This window comes from Sphaerisporangium rubeum (genome assembly GCF_014207705.1).
GTDB classification, from domain to species: Bacteria; Actinomycetota; Actinomycetes; order Streptosporangiales; family Streptosporangiaceae; genus Sphaerisporangium; species Sphaerisporangium rubeum.
This window is the reverse complement of the sequence record NZ_JACHIU010000001.1, coordinates 285,364-300,779: the sequence shown is the minus strand read 5'-3', so window position 1 is coordinate 300,779 and position 15,416 is coordinate 285,364. Positions and strand designations below refer to the sequence as shown.

Annotated in this window: 12 protein-coding genes; 7 read left to right on the top strand and 5 right to left on the bottom strand. The window is 68.7% G+C overall.

All coding sequences use genetic code 11. The features are described 5' to 3' along the window. Positions 1-43: 43 nt before the first annotated feature. Positions 44-1,105 (bottom strand): substrate-binding domain-containing protein, encoded by a 1,062-nt coding sequence (locus BJ992_RS01300; protein ID WP_184978136.1) that lies wholly within the window; start codon positions 1,103-1,105, stop codon positions 44-46. Positions 1,106-1,294: 189 nt separating this feature from the next. On the opposite strand from BJ992_RS01300, the gene BJ992_RS01295 reads away from it, so the two are divergent. Genes BJ992_RS01295 through BJ992_RS01275 form a run of 5 tightly spaced genes read left to right on the top strand, consistent with a single transcriptional unit; the run spans position 1,295 to position 6,418 of the window. Further along, positions 1,295-2,617: an extracellular solute-binding protein gene (locus BJ992_RS01295; protein ID WP_221474633.1), complete on the top strand. Its 1,323-nt coding sequence runs from the start codon at positions 1,295-1,297 to the stop codon at positions 2,615-2,617. Positions 2,618-2,623: 6 nt separating this feature from the next. Next, a complete protein-coding gene (locus BJ992_RS01290; protein ID WP_184978134.1) occupies positions 2,624-3,574 on the top strand; it encodes a carbohydrate ABC transporter permease in 951 nt (316 codons plus the stop codon). A gap of 5 nt (positions 3,575-3,579) precedes the next feature. Next, positions 3,580-4,404 carry a carbohydrate ABC transporter permease gene (locus BJ992_RS01285; RefSeq protein ID WP_184978133.1) on the top strand — a complete coding sequence of 275 codons (825 nt, stop codon included), beginning with the start codon at positions 3,580-3,582 and terminating at the stop codon, positions 4,402-4,404. Next, positions 4,404-5,294 (top strand): ROK family protein, encoded by an 891-nt coding sequence (locus BJ992_RS01280; RefSeq protein WP_184978132.1) that lies wholly within the window; start codon positions 4,404-4,406, stop codon positions 5,292-5,294. The genes BJ992_RS01285 and BJ992_RS01280 overlap by 1 nt, the downstream gene beginning before the upstream one ends. Further along, on the top strand, positions 5,291-6,418 hold the full coding sequence (locus tag BJ992_RS01275; protein ID WP_184978131.1) for a glycoside hydrolase family 68 protein: 1,128 nt from the start codon (positions 5,291-5,293) through the stop codon (positions 6,416-6,418). The genes BJ992_RS01280 and BJ992_RS01275 overlap by 4 nt, the downstream gene beginning before the upstream one ends. A gap of 52 nt (positions 6,419-6,470) precedes the next feature. Here BJ992_RS01275 and BJ992_RS01270 read toward each other — a convergent pair whose 3' ends face one another. After that, positions 6,471-8,570, bottom strand: coding sequence for a family 43 glycosylhydrolase (locus BJ992_RS01270; protein WP_221474632.1), 2,100 nt, complete (start codon positions 8,568-8,570; stop codon positions 6,471-6,473). Positions 8,571-8,882: 312 nt separating this feature from the next. Between BJ992_RS01270 and BJ992_RS01265 the strand changes: the two genes are divergently transcribed. Next, positions 8,883-10,253 (top strand): glycoside hydrolase family 43 protein, encoded by a 1,371-nt coding sequence (locus BJ992_RS01265; protein ID WP_184978129.1) that lies wholly within the window; start codon positions 8,883-8,885, stop codon positions 10,251-10,253. A gap of 21 nt (positions 10,254-10,274) precedes the next feature. Here the strand turns inward: BJ992_RS01265 and BJ992_RS01260 are convergent, their stop codons facing one another. Further along, entirely contained in the window at positions 10,275-11,489 is a 1,215-nt protein-coding gene (locus BJ992_RS01260) for an acyltransferase family protein (RefSeq protein ID WP_184978128.1), read from the bottom strand. A 301-nt stretch (positions 11,490-11,790) separates the two neighbouring features. Here BJ992_RS01260 and BJ992_RS01255 point away from each other — a divergent pair, with 301 nt between their 5' ends. Further along, a complete protein-coding gene (locus tag BJ992_RS01255; protein WP_184978127.1) occupies positions 11,791-13,341 on the top strand; it encodes a glycosyl hydrolase family 18 protein in 1,551 nt (516 codons plus the stop codon). Between the two features lie 41 nt (positions 13,342-13,382). Here the strand turns inward: BJ992_RS01255 and BJ992_RS01250 are convergent, their stop codons facing one another. Further along, on the bottom strand, positions 13,383-14,552 hold the full coding sequence (locus BJ992_RS01250; protein ID WP_184978126.1) for a zinc-dependent alcohol dehydrogenase: 1,170 nt from the start codon (positions 14,550-14,552) through the stop codon (positions 13,383-13,385). Positions 14,553-14,594: 42 nt separating this feature from the next. Beyond that, positions 14,595-15,224: an SRPBCC family protein gene (locus BJ992_RS01245; RefSeq protein ID WP_184978125.1), complete on the bottom strand. Its 630-nt coding sequence runs from the start codon at positions 15,222-15,224 to the stop codon at positions 14,595-14,597. Positions 15,225-15,416: the final 192 nt, after the last annotated feature.

Genomic DNA, 15,416 nt, shown 5'->3' with positions numbered 1-15,416 from the left:
TGAGCGCTCACCTGCGGGCCGCTTCACGTCGTACCGGCCCCCATCAGTCCTCCCAGACGCGCGCGACGGAATCACGCTCGCGCACCGGCATGGGGACCCGGTGGACCACGGCCTCGCGCACGGCGCCGTCCCGGTGGTCGCCGATCTCGTCGAACAGCACGTCCACTGCTTTCCTGCCGAGCTCGTAATGCGGCAGCGCGACCGTGGTGAGCTTCGGGGACATCCACGAGGCGAGCGGATGGTCGTCGAACGAGACCACCGACACGTCGTCAGGCACCCGCAGGCCGTGCTCGCCGAGCGCCTGGTAGGCGCCGAAGGCGATCCGGTCGTTGAAGCAGATCAACGCGCGCGGCCGGTCGGACGCCAGCAGTTCGCGTGTCGCGTCGAGGCCGTACTCCGGCTGCCAGTCCGCGCACACCCGGCCGCTCGCGATCTTCACTCCGGCCTCGCCGAGGACCTCACGGATGCCGGCGAGCCGCTCCACTCCGGCGAGGGTGCCAGGCGGCACGTCGCGCGACCGGGGACCGGCGCCGATCAGGTGAATTCCGTCACGATGGCCCGCTTCGAGCAGCACGCGCGCCGCGGTGCGTCCCGCCTCGATCTCGTCGGGGAGGATCGACGGCAGCGGGGACGGCTGTCGCGGCAGCGCGTTGAGCAGGACGGCCGGCGCGGCCGTCATCTCCTTGGGTACCTTGATCGTCCGCGTGTACATCGCGGCCAGGATGATGCCGTCCACCTGGCGGTCGTGCATGGTGTGCAGCAGCCGCCGCTCCAGCTCGGGGTCACCCTCGGTCTCACCGATGAACAGCATCACGCCGCGGTCCCGCGCGGCTTCCAGCGCGCCTTTGATCATGTCGCCGGCGAGCCGCGACGTCGCGACGGTGTCGGAGACGAAGCCGATCGTCCTGGTCGTCCCGGTACGCAGACCCACGGACACGGCATTCGGACGGTACTGTAGCTCGTCCGCCGCCTTCATCACGCGCTGCTGGACCTCAAGAGAGATGCGCATCTCTCTCCCACGGCCCGAAAGGACCAGGGAGGCGCTGGTCGGGGAGACCCCGGCGGCCTTCGCGACATCGGCCAGCGTGACCCGTCGAGGGCTCACCGGCGGACCTCCAATGTTCAGGTTCGGTTACGGGGTCTTGACATCGGCGGAAACGTACGGTGAGACTATCGCACCGCTAATACGATTTAGCAACCAATCAGGGACTATCGGCGCAGGTCGGCGGTCCCATTGCACGGAGGAGACGCAATGCCGCGTCGAGCTCGCCCCCGCTGGCATGGGGCCGCGGTCGTGACCGTCATAGGGGGAGCGCTGGCCGCCGGCTGCGCCGCTCCTGGAAGCGACGCTCCCGAGGCCCAACCCACCAACGCCGCCACCCCGTCGACGGCCCCCGGCTGCGGCACGGAACCGATCACCCTCAAGGGGTACTTCGAGACCGGGTTCCCCCTGCCGAAGACCCTCACCGAGGAGTTCTCCAAGCAGTACCCCAACGTCAAGTGGGACATCCGCGAGGACCAGTTCGCGGTGATCACCCAGAACGCGCCGCGCGTGCTCGCCGACGACCCGCCGGACCTCATGCGGCTCCCGCAGGTCTCCGAGCTGGTCAAGGACAACCTGCTCAAGAACATGGACGGCTACGCTCAGGCGTTCGGCTGGGACAAGTGGCCGGCCTCGCAGCTGGAGCAGATGCGCCTGGCCCCCGGCGGCAAGGTCCGCGGCGAGGGCTCGCTGTACGCGATGGGCCTCAACTTCAGCATGACCGGCGTCTTCTACAACAAGAAGCTCGCCGAGAAGGTCGGCATGTCGGCCCCGCCTGCCACCCTGGCCGAGTTCGACGACCTGCTCGCCAAGGCCAAGGCCGCCGGCGTCGACCCCATCGCGCAGTTCAACGGCGGCGCGACCGGAGGCCTCGCCTTCCCGCTGCAGAACCTCATGGCGGCGTACGGCCCGGCGGGCCCGATCAACGAGTGGATCTACCAGAAGCCCGGCGCGACCATCGACACGCCGACCAACCTCCAGGCCGCGCGGCACCTGGAGAAGTGGATCAAGGCGGGGTACTTCTGGAAGGACGTCAACGCCGTCGACTACGCGACGATGATGAGCCGCTTCATCGACGGCAAGGGCCTGTTCATGTTCGACGGCGACTGGGAGTCGGGGAACCTCGACAAGCAGATGCCGGGTGACGCGGGCTTCTTCCTCATGCCGTCGGCGCAGGAAGGCGGCAAGCTGGCCGCGATGTCGGCGCCGCTCACGTTCGGCGTCGGCGCGCGCGCCAAGAACCCCGACTGCGCGGCGTTCTTCCTCAACTGGGTGGCGACCGACGACAAGGCCCGTGACATCGGCGTCGAGGTCGGCGGCTCGCACCCCATGGGCCCGGCGGACGCGCACATGCCGGACGTGAAGCCCGGCACGGTCACCGAGAGCACACTCGCGGCCGGCGCGAAGATCGCCGAGGACAACGGCGCGATGGACTTCATCGCCAACGCCACCGGCGCGATCTACGCCAAGAGCTGGACGCCGAACCTGCAGAAGATGGTCGCCGGCCAGCAGACCCCAGAAGGCCTGCTGAAGTCGGTGCAGAGCGACTACCAGAGCCAGACCGGAGGGAACTGAGCAGCCATGACCGGGCCGACTCCCGATGAAGCGGTCGATCTCGCCGAGAGCCGGCCCGGGCCGAGGAGCCGTAGGCGAAGCCCGCGCGGGGGGCTTCGCCGGCCGGGCCTCGTCGGCTGGCTGTTCATACTCCCCGCGCTCGCGTTCTACGTGGTCTTCGTGCTGCGGCCGATCGCGCTCACCTTCCAGTACTCCCTGTACACCTGGGACGGCATCGGTCCGTCCACCTGGGCCGGGTTCGCCAACTACGTGAAGGTGTTCACCGATCCCGACCTGTTCGCCTCCATACTCAACGCCATCAAGCTGATCGTGTTCTTCAGCGCGATCCCCGTGCTGCTCGGCCTCGCCATCGCCGCCACCATCCGGCAGATCGCCACCAGCAGGCTCGCGCTCGTCGCGCGGACCGTCATCTTCCTGCCGCAGGTCATCCCGCTGGTGGCGGCCGGCATCGCCTGGACCTGGCTGCTGTCGTCCACCGGTGTGATCAACCAGTTGCTCACCCTCGTCGGACTCGGCGACATCACGCGGGCCTGGCTCGGCGACTTCTCCACGGCGCTGCCGGCGGTCGGCCTGATCGGCGCGTGGGTGCTGCTCGGCCTGTGCACGCTGCTGCTGCTCGCCGGCATGAGCAAGATCGATCCGGCGCTGTACGAGGCCGCCAGGCTGGACGGCGCCGGTCCGCTGCGCGAGTTCCGGTCGATCACCCTGCCGAGCCTGCGGCAGGAGCTCGCGGTCTGCGTGACGGTCACGGTCATCGCGGCGCTCGCGAGCTTCGACATCATCTACATCTCGACGCAAGGCGGCCCGGGGAACTCGACCATGGTCCCCGGCCTGGAGATCTACTACCTGGCGTTCTCAGAAAGACAGATAGGCGTCGCCTCGGCGCTCGCCATGGTGCTCATGGTCATCGTCATCGCCGTCGCGCTCCCCATCCAACGGCTCACCAGGGACAGGTAGAAAACATGATCACTGCACGCCGGGAGGCGTGGACCGGGAGGGTGCTCCTCGTCCTGCTGATGGCGATCACGATCCTGCCGTTCCTCAGCCTGTTCGTGACGGCCCTGCACCCGTCGGGTACGTACCCGCCGGGGCTGAGCTGGCCAGGGGAGCCGCAGTGGGGGAACTTCCTCAAGGCGTTCCAGGCCGCGCGCATGGGTGAGCTGCTGAAGTCGAGCACGCTCATCGTGCTCGGGGTGGTGCCGATCGCGCTGGTGATCGCCACGATGGCCGGTTTCGCCATCGGCCACCTGCGGACGGCCGGCCGCAATGTCGTGTTCATCGCGTTCGTGCTCGGGCTGACGCTGCCGTTCGAAGGCATCATCACCCCGCTGTACTACCAGGTGCGCGACATGGGGCTGCTGAACACCCGGTGGGCCATCATCCTGCCGCTCATCGGGCTGTTCATGCCGTTCTCGGTGTTCTGGATGCGCGCGCACTTCGTGAACATGCCGGCGGAACTGTCGGAGAGCGCGCGGATCGACGGCGCGAACACGTGGCAGCTGTTCTGGCGGGTGCACGTGCCGCTGGCCATGCCGGCGATCTCGTCCCTGGCCATCCTGCTGTTCCTGTGGACGTGGAACCAGTTCCTGCTCGCGATCGTGCTGGTGGACGACCCGCTGAAACGCACCATGTCCGGTGCGCTCGGCGCCTTCCAAGGACAATGGGGCACCGACATCCCGCTGCTGTGCGCGGGGTCGCTGCTGATCCTGGCCCCTACCCTGGTGATATTCGTCATCTTCCAGCGCCGGTTCGTCACGGCGCTGCTCCAGGGTTCCTTGAAGGGCTGATGGACGACACCAGCGTTTACGGCGCGATCGAGGCCGGCGGCACCAAGTGGGTCTGCGCGGTCGTGGACTCCGGCGACCACCTGCTCGACACAGAAACCATCCCGACGACCACACCACGGCAGACCCTCGACGCCGCGATCGGTTTCCTGCGGCGGCACGGGCCGCTCGCGGCGGTCGGCGTCGGCACGTTCGGCCCCGTCGACCTGCGACCCGGCTCGCCGGCGTACGGCCACATCACGACCACACCGAAGCCCGGCTGGGCCCACACCGACGTGGTCTCGCCGCTGCGTGCCGCGCTCGGCGTGCCGGTCGGCCTGGACACCGACGTCAACGCCGCCGCGCTCGGCGAGTGGCGGCGCGGCGCGGGTGCGGGGCTCGGCACGGTCGCGTACATGACGGTCGGCACCGGCATCGGCATGGGTGCGGTGGTCGAGGGCCGGCCGCTGCACGGCTTCCTGCATCCGGAGTTCGGCCACATCCGGATTCCCCGCGACCCCGGTGACCCGTTCCCCGGTTCCTGTCCCTACCACGGCGACTGCCTGGAGGGACTCGCGTCCGGCACGGCGATGCGCACCCGCGCCGGCCGGCCCGCGCAGGAGCTCGACGACCCGCACGCCTGGGAGCTGGAAGCCGGCTACCTGGCCCTGGCGGTCGTCAACCTGGCGTACGCCTTGTCGCCTGAGCGGGTCGTCATCGGCGGCGGCGTCGCCAAACATCCGGGCCTGCTCGAGAGGGTGCGGGAACGGGTGGCCGAGCTCGCCGCGGGCTACCCGGACACGCCGAAGCTCGACGAGTACGTGGTCCCTCCGGCCCTCGGCGACCGTTCAGGCGTCGTCGGCGCGGCCGGGCTGGCACGGGACGCGCTGCGCGTCCCAGAGGAGAACGTGTGAACGACGTACGACCGGCGCGGTGGACGCGGCGGCACCTCGGCATGCTCACCCCGAGCGCCGCGACGACCGCACCGGCCCCGCCTGCCTGGCCGGCGCCGCGTGTGCTGCCGCACGACGACATCTGGGACATGTGGCCGATCCAGGACGAGGACGGCTCGCCGTCCACCGTGCTCGGCCAGGAGCTGTGGATGACGCTCGCGGCCCCGGCGGCCGGCCACCCCGAGGAGCGCCACGACGTGGCCCGCCTGCGCCTGCTCGGCCGGGACGCCGGTGGCTGGACCGACCTCGGGAACGTGTTCCCCGACGGCGCGTCCCTCGGCAGCCGCGAGTGGTCGGGTTCGGCGGTGCGGCGGCCCGACGGCACGGTCTCGGTCTTCTACACGGCGGCGGGCCGGCGTGGCGAGCCACGGCCGACGTTCTCGCAGCGGGTCGCCGAGGCCAGGCCCCGCCTGCTCACCGGTGACGGCCGCGTGGCACTGGCGTGGGACGCCGAGCACCGCGAGATCCTCGCCTCCGACGGCGTGACGTATCTGCCGGCCGACGAGGTCGACGGGGCACCGGGCCGCATCCGGGCCTTCCGCGACCCCGGCTGGTTCCGCGACCCCGCGACCGGACGTGAGCACCTGCTCGTCGCGGCGTCGGTGGCGTGGCAGGACGGCTTCATGGGGGCCGTCGCCATCGCGGACGCCGACGGCGACGGCTGGTCGCTCGGCGAGCCGCTGCTGGTGGCAGACGGCGTCAACCATGAGATCGAACGGCCGCACATCGTGGTGCACGACTCGACGTACTACTTGTTCTTCGTGACGCAACGCCTCGGTTTCCATCCCCCTGACGCCGCTCCCACCGGCCTGTACGGCTTCGCGGCGCCGTCACCGACCGGCCCGTACGAGCCGCTCAACGGCAGCGGCCTCGTGCTGGCCAACCCGCCTGAGCACCCCGACCTCGCCTACGCGTGGCTGGTGCTGAGCGATCTGCGTGTCGTGGGTTTCCTGAACTACCGCTCCACCGGCGGCGGATCGCTCGCGAAAGCCGGCCCGCTGGAGGCGCGGGCCGGCTTCGGCGGAACTGTCGCACCGGTGCTCAGGCTCGCGCTCGACGGGCTGAGCACCTCGGTGGTGGTGTGACGACCGGCGGCCGGTCTCGGCGTACACAACCGCCGGTCGTCAGATCAGGGGGTCACGGTGTCGTCAGGGAGAACTGGCGTACCGTGACCGAGCCGCCGAGGGCCTGGGTGGCGTAGTTGAAGATGCCGAACCGGTGTCCGGGGAAGAAGTTCCAGGCATTGCCGAGCGTCATCGCCTGGCCGAACGAGGTGAAGTTCACCCCGTCGGTGCTGTAAGAGAACCGCGCCTGCCGGCCCGTACCCGGCCGGATGTCGGCATTGGCCCGCAACCAGATCCGGCCACCCGACACCGCCGTCGACGCGACCTCGGTACCGGTACTGGAGGTGTTCCAACTACTGTTCATCGCCAGCCCGTTGGTCATCACCAGCCTCGTCGCACCGTTGTCCCGCCGCACCCCGATCCACGCCGACGAATCCCGCAAGATCGCCAACCCCGTCCGGTCACCGTCACGCATCGTCGAGTAATCCAGCTCGATCGTCGCTGTGGACGTCGGACCCTGCGTGCGATGCGTCAACGTGTTGCGCGCGGTGTACAAATCGTTGGTCACCGTCGCGGTCTGCAGCGTCAGGCCGTTGTTCACCGAGAACTTGGTGGTGTCGGGGTTGTGGTTCCACTCCCACTGCGGCCCGAGCGACGTGCCGGAGAAGGTGTCGGTACCCGTCAGCGGCTTCACCGGACGGATCGGCAGGTTGGGACGGGGGTAGGTCGCTCCCCAGCCGCCGTTGACGGTGGTGACGGTCGGCCAGCCGTCGGAGGTCCAGGTGATCGGCGCCATCGCCGGCACCCGGCCACCCGGATAGGCGTCCACGAACGCCATGTAGTACCACTGACCGTTCTGCGTCTGCACCAGCCCACCCTGATGCGGCACACCGCCACCAGAGATCGGACTCGGCATGTTCAGCAGCACCTGACGCATCTCATACGGACCGAACGGACCATTGGTCGACTTCAACACGTACTGACCATTGGCCGGACGCGTCAGCCAGATGTAATAGGCACCATTGCGCTTGTAGAACCGCGCACCCTCCAACGTCCCGACACTGGAAGGAGTACTGAACACCTGCTGCGACCGCACCTCACTGGTACCGTCCGCCGACAACTGCGCCACACTGATCTGCGTGTTCCCGTACGCCACATACATCGTGTCGTTGTCGTCCACCAGCAGACCAGCGTCGTAGTAACACTTGTTGATCGTGGAACGCCGCTGCCAGGGACCCTCCACCGTCGAGGACGAGTACACATACGTCCTGGCGAAGTCGATGCATCCGAGCCAGTAGAACTGGTTGTTGCTCGGACGATGGCCGAACGCCGAGGCCCAGATCCCGTCCACATAGGCGCGGTCACCGACCATGCTGTACTTGTTGCCGAAATCAAGCGTCGGCACCGAGTGACCCGCGAACTCCCAGTTCACCAAGTCATACGATCGAAGAATCGGCGCACCAGGCGAATAGTGGAACGTCGACGACGACATGTAGTACGCGTCACCGACACGGATGATGTCCACATCCGGGAAGTCCTGCCACACCACCGGGTTGTTGTACGTGCCACCGGGCCCGGACGGAGTCGGGGTCGGGGTCGCCGTGGGGGTGGGGGTCGGCGTGGGGTTGGTGCCGCCGATCTGGACGAGCTGCCACTGCTGGTTGTTGCCGCCGTGGTCGTCGTACTGCACGATGTTGCCGCCGTCCGCGGTGGAGGCGTTCTGGACCTCCATGACCCGGTTGCTGTTGCGGTTGATCAGCCGCACGTACCCGCCGGAGGAGTCCGCCAGCCGGAACTGCTGGTTGGTGCCGTTGTGGTCGCTCCACTGGATGATCGCGGCGCCGTTGGCCGTCGAAGCGCCGTTGACGTCCAGCACCTTCCCCGACAGCCGCGACTTCAGCCGGTAGTAGCCGCCGCCGGAGTCGACGAACTGCCACTGCTGCTGGTTGCCGTCGTTACGGCTCCACTGGGTGATGCGCGCGCCGTCGGCGGTGGACAGGTTGTACACGTCCAGCGCCTTGCCGCTGTTGCGGTTGATCAGGACGTACCAGGCGTTGGTGTCCACGGTCGCCGCGGAGGCGGTCGAGGAGTTCACCGCCGCGGCCGTGCCGCCGACGACGATCGCGATTACGGCCGCGGCGACCCGCGACCATAGACTTCGCCGCCTGGGCATGCGAATAGTGATCATGACTCTCCAGAGGGGGGACGAGAGGGTTCCAGGCGGCTCGATGACGACTGTGAGCGATAACAGAGTCGTAGTCAAGACGAAACATTCACGCCGCGCCGCGACCCCCACCCCCGGCAGGAAAGCCGCACTCCTCTGGTTTTCGCAGGTGAAACGTTCATTTTTCCGCCACCGTCCGCCGCGGTTCCGGCGGCTTTCCCCGATGAAACGTACGGACCTTGCGACCAGGTATCGAAGACCCTATGTTAGCGATCACAGGCGGCTCATGATCATTTGTTGCGGAGGAAAGGCCATTCCCCCATGACCTTGAGCAGACGCGCGTTCGCGCGTGCCGCCGTCTCCACCGCCGCGCTCGCCGCAGCGGGTGTGGCGACCACCAGGACGGCGTGGGCCGCCAACACCGCCTACGCGTTCGCGTACTTCACCGAGTCACCGAACAGAGTGGGTTCCGACTACGGCCTGCACCTGGCGGTCAGCCGCGACGGGCTCAACTGGACACCGCTCAACCAGAACAACCCCGTGGTGGTCCCCACCGCCGGACAGCAGGGGCTGCGCGACCCGTTCCTGTTCCGCAAGGCCGACGGCACGTTCCTGGTCATCGCCACCGACCTCAAGGGCACCAACTGGGACGCCGTCAGCCAGTACCTGCATGTGTGGGACTCGGTGAACCTGACGAACTTCACCGGCTACCGCCGCCTGCGCATGCAGACCACCAACGACCACACCTGGGCCCCCACGGTGTTCTGGAACGCCGCACGCGGCCAGTACGGCATCGTGTACTCCGCCGCGGAGATCCTGCGGGTCAACTGGACCAACGACTTCCAGAACGTCAGCGCGGCGCAGACCTTCTTCAGCCCCGGTCACGGCGTGCTCGACGGCGACATCGTCGTGGACGGCGGCACGACCTACCTGTACTACAAGAACCTCAACGACGGCCGCCTGTACGGTTCGCGCTCCTCCACCGGCAACCCGAACACCTTCACCACCTACACCAGCGGCCTGCTCCAGGGCAGTTCCATCGAGGCCCCGATGCTGGTGAAGACCAACGAAGGCGCCTGGCGGCTGTGGGGTGACTCCTTCAGCCCCGTCAACAACGACTACTACTGCTGGTCGTCGAACAACATCGGCGGCAATTCCTGGACCGTGATGAACCAGCGCGACTACACCCCGCCGCTGAACTCCAAGCACGGCTCGATCATCGGGATCAGCGACGCCGAGTACAACGCCATGGTCTCCCGCTGGGGCACCCCGAACTGGGTGCGGCTGAAGTGCTCCAACTACCCGGACTACTTCGTGCGCCACTACAACCGAGTCGGCCGCGTCGACCCCTATCCGTTCGACCCGTACCAGGACCAGATGTGGCGCATGGTCCCCGGCCTCGCCGACTCCGCCGGCGTGTCCTTCGAGTCGGTGAACTACCCGGGTTACTACCTGCGCCACTGGGACTACGCCATGCGCCTCGACCCGAGCGAGAACACCACGGTCTTCCGCGCCGACGCGACGTTCTACCGGGTCCCCGGCCTCGCCGACTCGTCGTGGTCGTCCTTCAGGTCGTACAACTTCCCCACGCGCTACCTGCGGCACTACGACTACCTGCTGCGCATCGACCCGCTCAGCTCGTCCTCCAGCGCCACGGACCGCCAGGACGCGACCTTTAAGGTCACGCCGTAACCCTTGCGGCCGGCCGGGACCTCACGACCCCGGCCGGTCGCCTGGCATCCCGAACAGCACACGGGTGACCCGCGTGCGGCGGACCAGCAGGTCGTACGCCGCGACCGTCAAGGCCAGCGAGACGACGACGATCACCGCGTACTTGACCGCCATCGGCGCGCTCCACCGCACCACGCCGTAGGCGACCGCGACCACGATGGGCTGGTGCAGGACGTACAGCGGCAGCGCGGCGACCGCCAGATAGGCGTAGACCTTCCCGCCGGCGGGCCTGGCGGGGACGTCGCCGCGGGCCGCCACGGCACGTCGGTCGAGCAGGCCGATGACGGCGGTCACCAGGAACCACCCGGTGGCGCCGTACAGCGCGCGTGCGCCTGCCGCGAGCGGGTCGAGGTCGGTGAACGGGTCAGCGCCTGGCACGCCGGCGGCGGTGAGGAACATGACCATCCCGACCGGGAAGATCACCAGAGCGAGCACCCCGGCCACCGGCGCGTCACGGCGCATCGCCACGCGGAACCGCTCGTCCGAGGCCAGCACGAAGCCGTACAGGAAGAACAGCAGGTAGGCCCACCGGTGCCACGCGGCGAACCCCTCCTCAAGGCCCGCCGCCGCGCTCACCGCCGCGACCGGCACGGCGGGAAGCAGCGCCGCGCCGCGCCGTTCCGCGAGCCCGGCGAGCACCGCACCGGCCCGCGCGGCGGCCTCGCCGGGGAACAGACGCACGACCGGCGCCAGCATGAGGGAGAACGCGAGCAGCAGGACGAGGAACCACAGGTGGCCGGTCTCGAAGTGCTCACCGGCGAGGACGAAGGGGAAGTCCGCGAGGTCCAGGCGCACGTCGAAGAACCGCGGCAGGAAGGCCAGGTACGACTCGTGGTACGCCGGGTCGGCCCTGAGCCGCAGCCACTGCGGGATCGGCACGATCGTGAGCGTGGCCACGACCAGCGGCACCCCGAGCCGTAACAGGCGTTTGACGGCGAATCCGCCGGGTCCGGACCGGCGCAGCGAGTGCCACGAGCCGAGACCGGCGATGAGGAACAGCGCCGGCATGGCCCACACCGCCGCGATGGCGGCGACGCTCGTGGTGAGGTCGGTGGTCTCGGCGTTCTTGACGTAGAAGTCGTCCCTGGTGTCGAACACCAGCCCCGCGTGGAAGAACACGAGGCCGAGCACCACGAGCGTCCGGATCGCGTCGAGTTCGGGCCGCCGTCGCGTCTGTTCCGGCTGTGTGACCACCATGCCGCCTCCAGTGTCACCGCCACGCGTGCGGACGGCGGTATCCGCTGCCGCTGCCAACGTAGAAGCCCGGCCGCTCCTTGGGAAGCGTCTCGCACGATCTTGTGGTGGTAGATGACGCTGTGGGCTCGACATCCGGTTTTGGGCCTTGTCGGACCTTTCGGTCAGGGTTACGATCGCCTCCAAACTCTTAAGAAACTTTCCTATAAGAAGCACCCACCTCGGGGTGACGTCCCAGGGTGGCCGCGTTCTCCGCCGCGCCGTCGAAGCCCGGTGAGCCGGGTGAAAGAAGGTTGAACCCCCCATGAGACAAACCACCCGCCTGCCGGCGACGGCCGTCGCGCTGCTCCTCGCGCTCCTCGGGGTCCTCGTCACGCAGACCTCCGCGCAGGCCGCCAACCTTCTCGCCAACCCGGGCTTCGAGACGGGGTCACTCGCACCGTGGTCCTGCACCGGCGGCCTCGGCTCCGTGGTCACCTCCCCGGTCCGGTCCGGCGGCCGTGCGCTCGCCGGCGCGGCGAGCGCGTCCGACAACGCCAGATGCTCGCAGACGGTGAGCGTGCGGCCGAGCACCGCCTACACGCTGACCGCCTGGGTGCGGGGGAACTACGTGTACCTCGGCGTGGACGGCGGCGCGTCCACCTGGACGTCCTCGGCGGCGTACACGCAGCTCACCGTCTCGTTCACCACGGCGTCGAGCCAGACGAGCGCGCAGATCTACCTGCACGGCTGGTACGGCCAGGGCACGTACTACGCCGACGACGTCACCTTCGACGGCCCCGGCACACCTCCGGCCACCCCCACCCCGACTCCGACCCTCACCAGGACCCCCACCCCCACACCGACGCCGACGGTCACGCCGACACCGACGCCGACGCCGAGCGTGACGCCGACCGGTGGCACCTGCGCGCTCAAGCCGAGGCCGAGCGGGAAGGTCCTGCAGGGGTACTGGGAGAACTGGGACGGCGCGGCCAACGGCGTGCACCCGCCGCTCGGCTGGATCCCGATCACCGACGCGCGCATCAAGGCGCACGGCTACAACGTCATCAACGCCGCGTTCCCCGTCATCCGCCCCGACGGCACGGTGCTGTGGGAGGACGGCATGGACGCCGGTGTGCGGGTCGCCACCCCGGCCGAGATGTGCCAGGCCAAGGCCGCGGGGGCCACGATCCTGCTGTCCATCGGCGGGGCCACCGCCGGCATCGACCTCAGTTCGAGCGCCGTCGCCGACCGCTTCGTCGCGACCGTCGTGCCGATCCTGAGGCGGTACAACTTCGACGGCATCGACATCGACATCGAGACCGGCCTCACCGGCAGCGGCGACATCAACCGGCTGTCCACCTCGCAGGCCAACCTCATCCGCATCATCGACGGCGTGCTCGCGCAGATGCCGTCCGGCTTCGGCCTCACCATGGCCCCCGAGACGGCGTACGTCACCGGCGGCGGCGTCGTCTACGGCTCCATCTGGGGTTCCTACCTGCCGATCATCAAGAAGTACGCCGACAACGGCCGCCTGTGGTGGCTGAACATGCAGTACTACAACGGCAGCATGTACGGCTGTGCCGGCGACTCCTACTCCGCAGGCACCGTGCAGGGCTTCACCGCGCAGACCACCTGCCTCAACAACGGCCTGGTCGTCCAGGGCACGACGATCAGGGTGCCGTACGACAAGCAGGTGCCGGGCCTGCCGGCGCAGAGCGGCGCGGGTGGCGGCTACATGACACCCTCGCTGGTGTCGCAGAGCTGGAACGCCTTCGGCGGTCAGCTCAAGGGCCTGATGACCTGGTCGATCAACTGGGACGGATCACGGAACTGGACCTTCGGCGACAACGTCAAGGCACTCCAGAGCCGCTGATCACGAACCACGGGCCGCTCCTGGCAGGAGCGGCCCGCCGGTCACCAGGGGCTCAGGACGACCTTGTTGCAGTAGTGCTCCTTGTTCTTGAACATCTCGAACGCGCGCGGCGCGTCCTCCAGTCGCATGTGGTGGGTGATGACGAACGACGGGTCGAAGCCCTCGCGGATCCGGTCGAGCAGCGGCTTCATGTACCGCTGCACGTGGCACTGACCGGTCCGCATGGTCAGTGAGCGGTTCATGAACGAACCCATCGGGAACTTGTCCACGAAGCCGCCGTACACGCCGATCACGGACACGATGCCGCCGTTGCGGCACGCCATGATGGCCTCGCGCAGCGCGTGCGGCCGGTCGGTCTCCAGGCGCGCCGCCTGCTTGGCGCGGTCGTACGCCTGCACGGCGGCCACCGGGTAGTGGGCCTCCATGCCGACGGCGTCGATGCAGGCGTCGGGGCCGCGGCCCGCGGTGATGTCGCGCAGCGCGTCGAGGACGTCGACCTCCTCGTAGTTGAGCGTCAGCGCGCCGGCCCGTCCGGCGATCTCCAGCCGGTACGGGAAGCGGTCGATGCTGACGACCTGTTCCGCGCCGAGCTGGAGCGCCGCGGCGGCGGCGAACTGGCCGACGGGGCCCGCACCCCAGACGGCGATCACGTCACCGGGCTTGATGTCGCACATCTCGGCACCCATCCAGCCGGTCGGCAGGATGTCGGAGAGGAACAGCACCTTCTCGTCCGGCAGGTCGTCGTCAATCTTGATCGGGCCGATGTCGGCGAACGGCACGCGCGCGTACTGCGCCTGGCCGCCGGGGTAGCCGCCGAGCATGTGCGAATACCCGAAGATGCCGGCCGGCGAGTGGCCCATCATCTTCTCCGCGAGCCCCGCGTTCGGGTTGGAGTTCTCGCACAGCGAGTACATGCCGTGCTCGCAGGCGAGGCAGGCGCCGCAGGCGATCGGGAACGGCACGACCACCCGGTCGCCGGGCCGCAGGTTCGCCACCCCGGGGCCGACCTCCACCACCTCCCCCATGAACTCGTGGCCGAGGACGTCCCCTTTCCGCATGGTGGGGATGTAGCCGTCGTACAGGTGCAGGTCGGAGCCGCAGATCGCGGTCGAGGTGACGCGGACGACGGCGTCGCGGGGATTCAGGATCCCCGGTTCCGGCACGTCCAGGACCTCCACCTTGTTGCGTCCCATCCAGCAGTTGGCCTTCATGGGTCCTCCTCATCTCGCCAGGAGACGACGGTTCGCAGCGGCTCAGCGGCTCGCGTGCTGAGCGGGCCGCCGCGCGTGCTCGGCGGGCTGGGCCTTGTGCTGGAAGAACTGCCGCCACGCGCGGGGGCCTTCCGGGCTGCCTGCCGAACGTGCCACCTCGCCGGTCTCCATGACTTGCTTGAAGCGGCGCAGGTCGTCGCGTACCTGCTGTTCGGGGTGCTCGCCGAACAGCCGCGCGACCACGAGGCCCGCTCTGCCGCCGGGTGTGCGGTACTCCATCTCGACCCGTACCTCGGTGCCGCGACCGCCTGGCGCGTCGGTGAAGCGCACCGAGCCTCGGTGCCGCGTGGCCGCGCCGCCGAGCGACCGCCACGAGATGAGCTCGTCCTCACGGTCGCGGGTGATCTCCGCGTCCCATTCGATGATCCGGTTCGCGGGTCCTCGTACCCGCCAGTGCGAGCCGCCGCCGGGAACGGTGACCACCGACTCGACGTGCGCCATGAACCGAGGCAGATTCTCCAGATCGCGCCAGAACCGGTACACCTCGTGGCGCGGCCGGTTGACCGTGATCGCCGCGTGCAGCCCTCCCGACGGCGTGAAGCGCACGACGTGCAGCCCTCGTTCCAGCGCCTCGGCGAGCCGGTGGGCCTGCCGATTGATCGTTGTGCTCATGTGGAACCTCACCTGGCCGGGCGGCCGGCGGCATCCCGCCGGGCCGTACCACTCGTACGTCCGCAGCCCTACCCCTTTGACCTGGGACGACACTGATCGTCCGGGTTCCGCGCACCGGCACACCTCAAGAGTTTTGTGTTTTATGTCCGATTTGCGACCTGGGGCCGGGTAGAGCTGAGAGCGGACACGGGA

What these genes read in the sequence shown, in the direction of transcription:
- BJ992_RS01265 (WP_184978129.1), top strand. Translation starts at nt 8,883, where the DNA reads ATGACCTTGAGCAGACGCGCGTTCGCGCGTGCCGCCGTCTCCACCGCC.
- BJ992_RS01280 (WP_184978132.1), top strand. Translation starts at nt 4,404, where the DNA reads ATGGACGACACCAGCGTTTACGGCGCGATCGAGGCCGGCGGCACCAAG.
- BJ992_RS01255 (WP_184978127.1), top strand. Translation starts at nt 11,791, where the DNA reads ATGAGACAAACCACCCGCCTGCCGGCGACGGCCGTCGCGCTGCTCCTC.
- BJ992_RS01290 (WP_184978134.1), top strand. Translation starts at nt 2,624, where the DNA reads ATGACCGGGCCGACTCCCGATGAAGCGGTCGATCTCGCCGAGAGCCGG.
- BJ992_RS01245 (WP_184978125.1), bottom strand. Translation starts at nt 15,224, where the DNA reads ATGAGCACAACGATCAATCGGCAGGCCCACCGGCTCGCCGAGGCGCTG.
- BJ992_RS01285 (WP_184978133.1), top strand. Translation starts at nt 3,580, where the DNA reads ATGATCACTGCACGCCGGGAGGCGTGGACCGGGAGGGTGCTCCTCGTC.
- BJ992_RS01270 (WP_221474632.1), bottom strand. Translation starts at nt 8,570, where the DNA reads ATGCCCAGGCGGCGAAGTCTATGGTCGCGGGTCGCCGCGGCCGTAATC.
- BJ992_RS01250 (WP_184978126.1), bottom strand. Translation starts at nt 14,552, where the DNA reads ATGAAGGCCAACTGCTGGATGGGACGCAACAAGGTGGAGGTCCTGGAC.
- BJ992_RS01260 (WP_184978128.1), bottom strand. Translation starts at nt 11,489, where the DNA reads ATGGTGGTCACACAGCCGGAACAGACGCGACGGCGGCCCGAACTCGAC.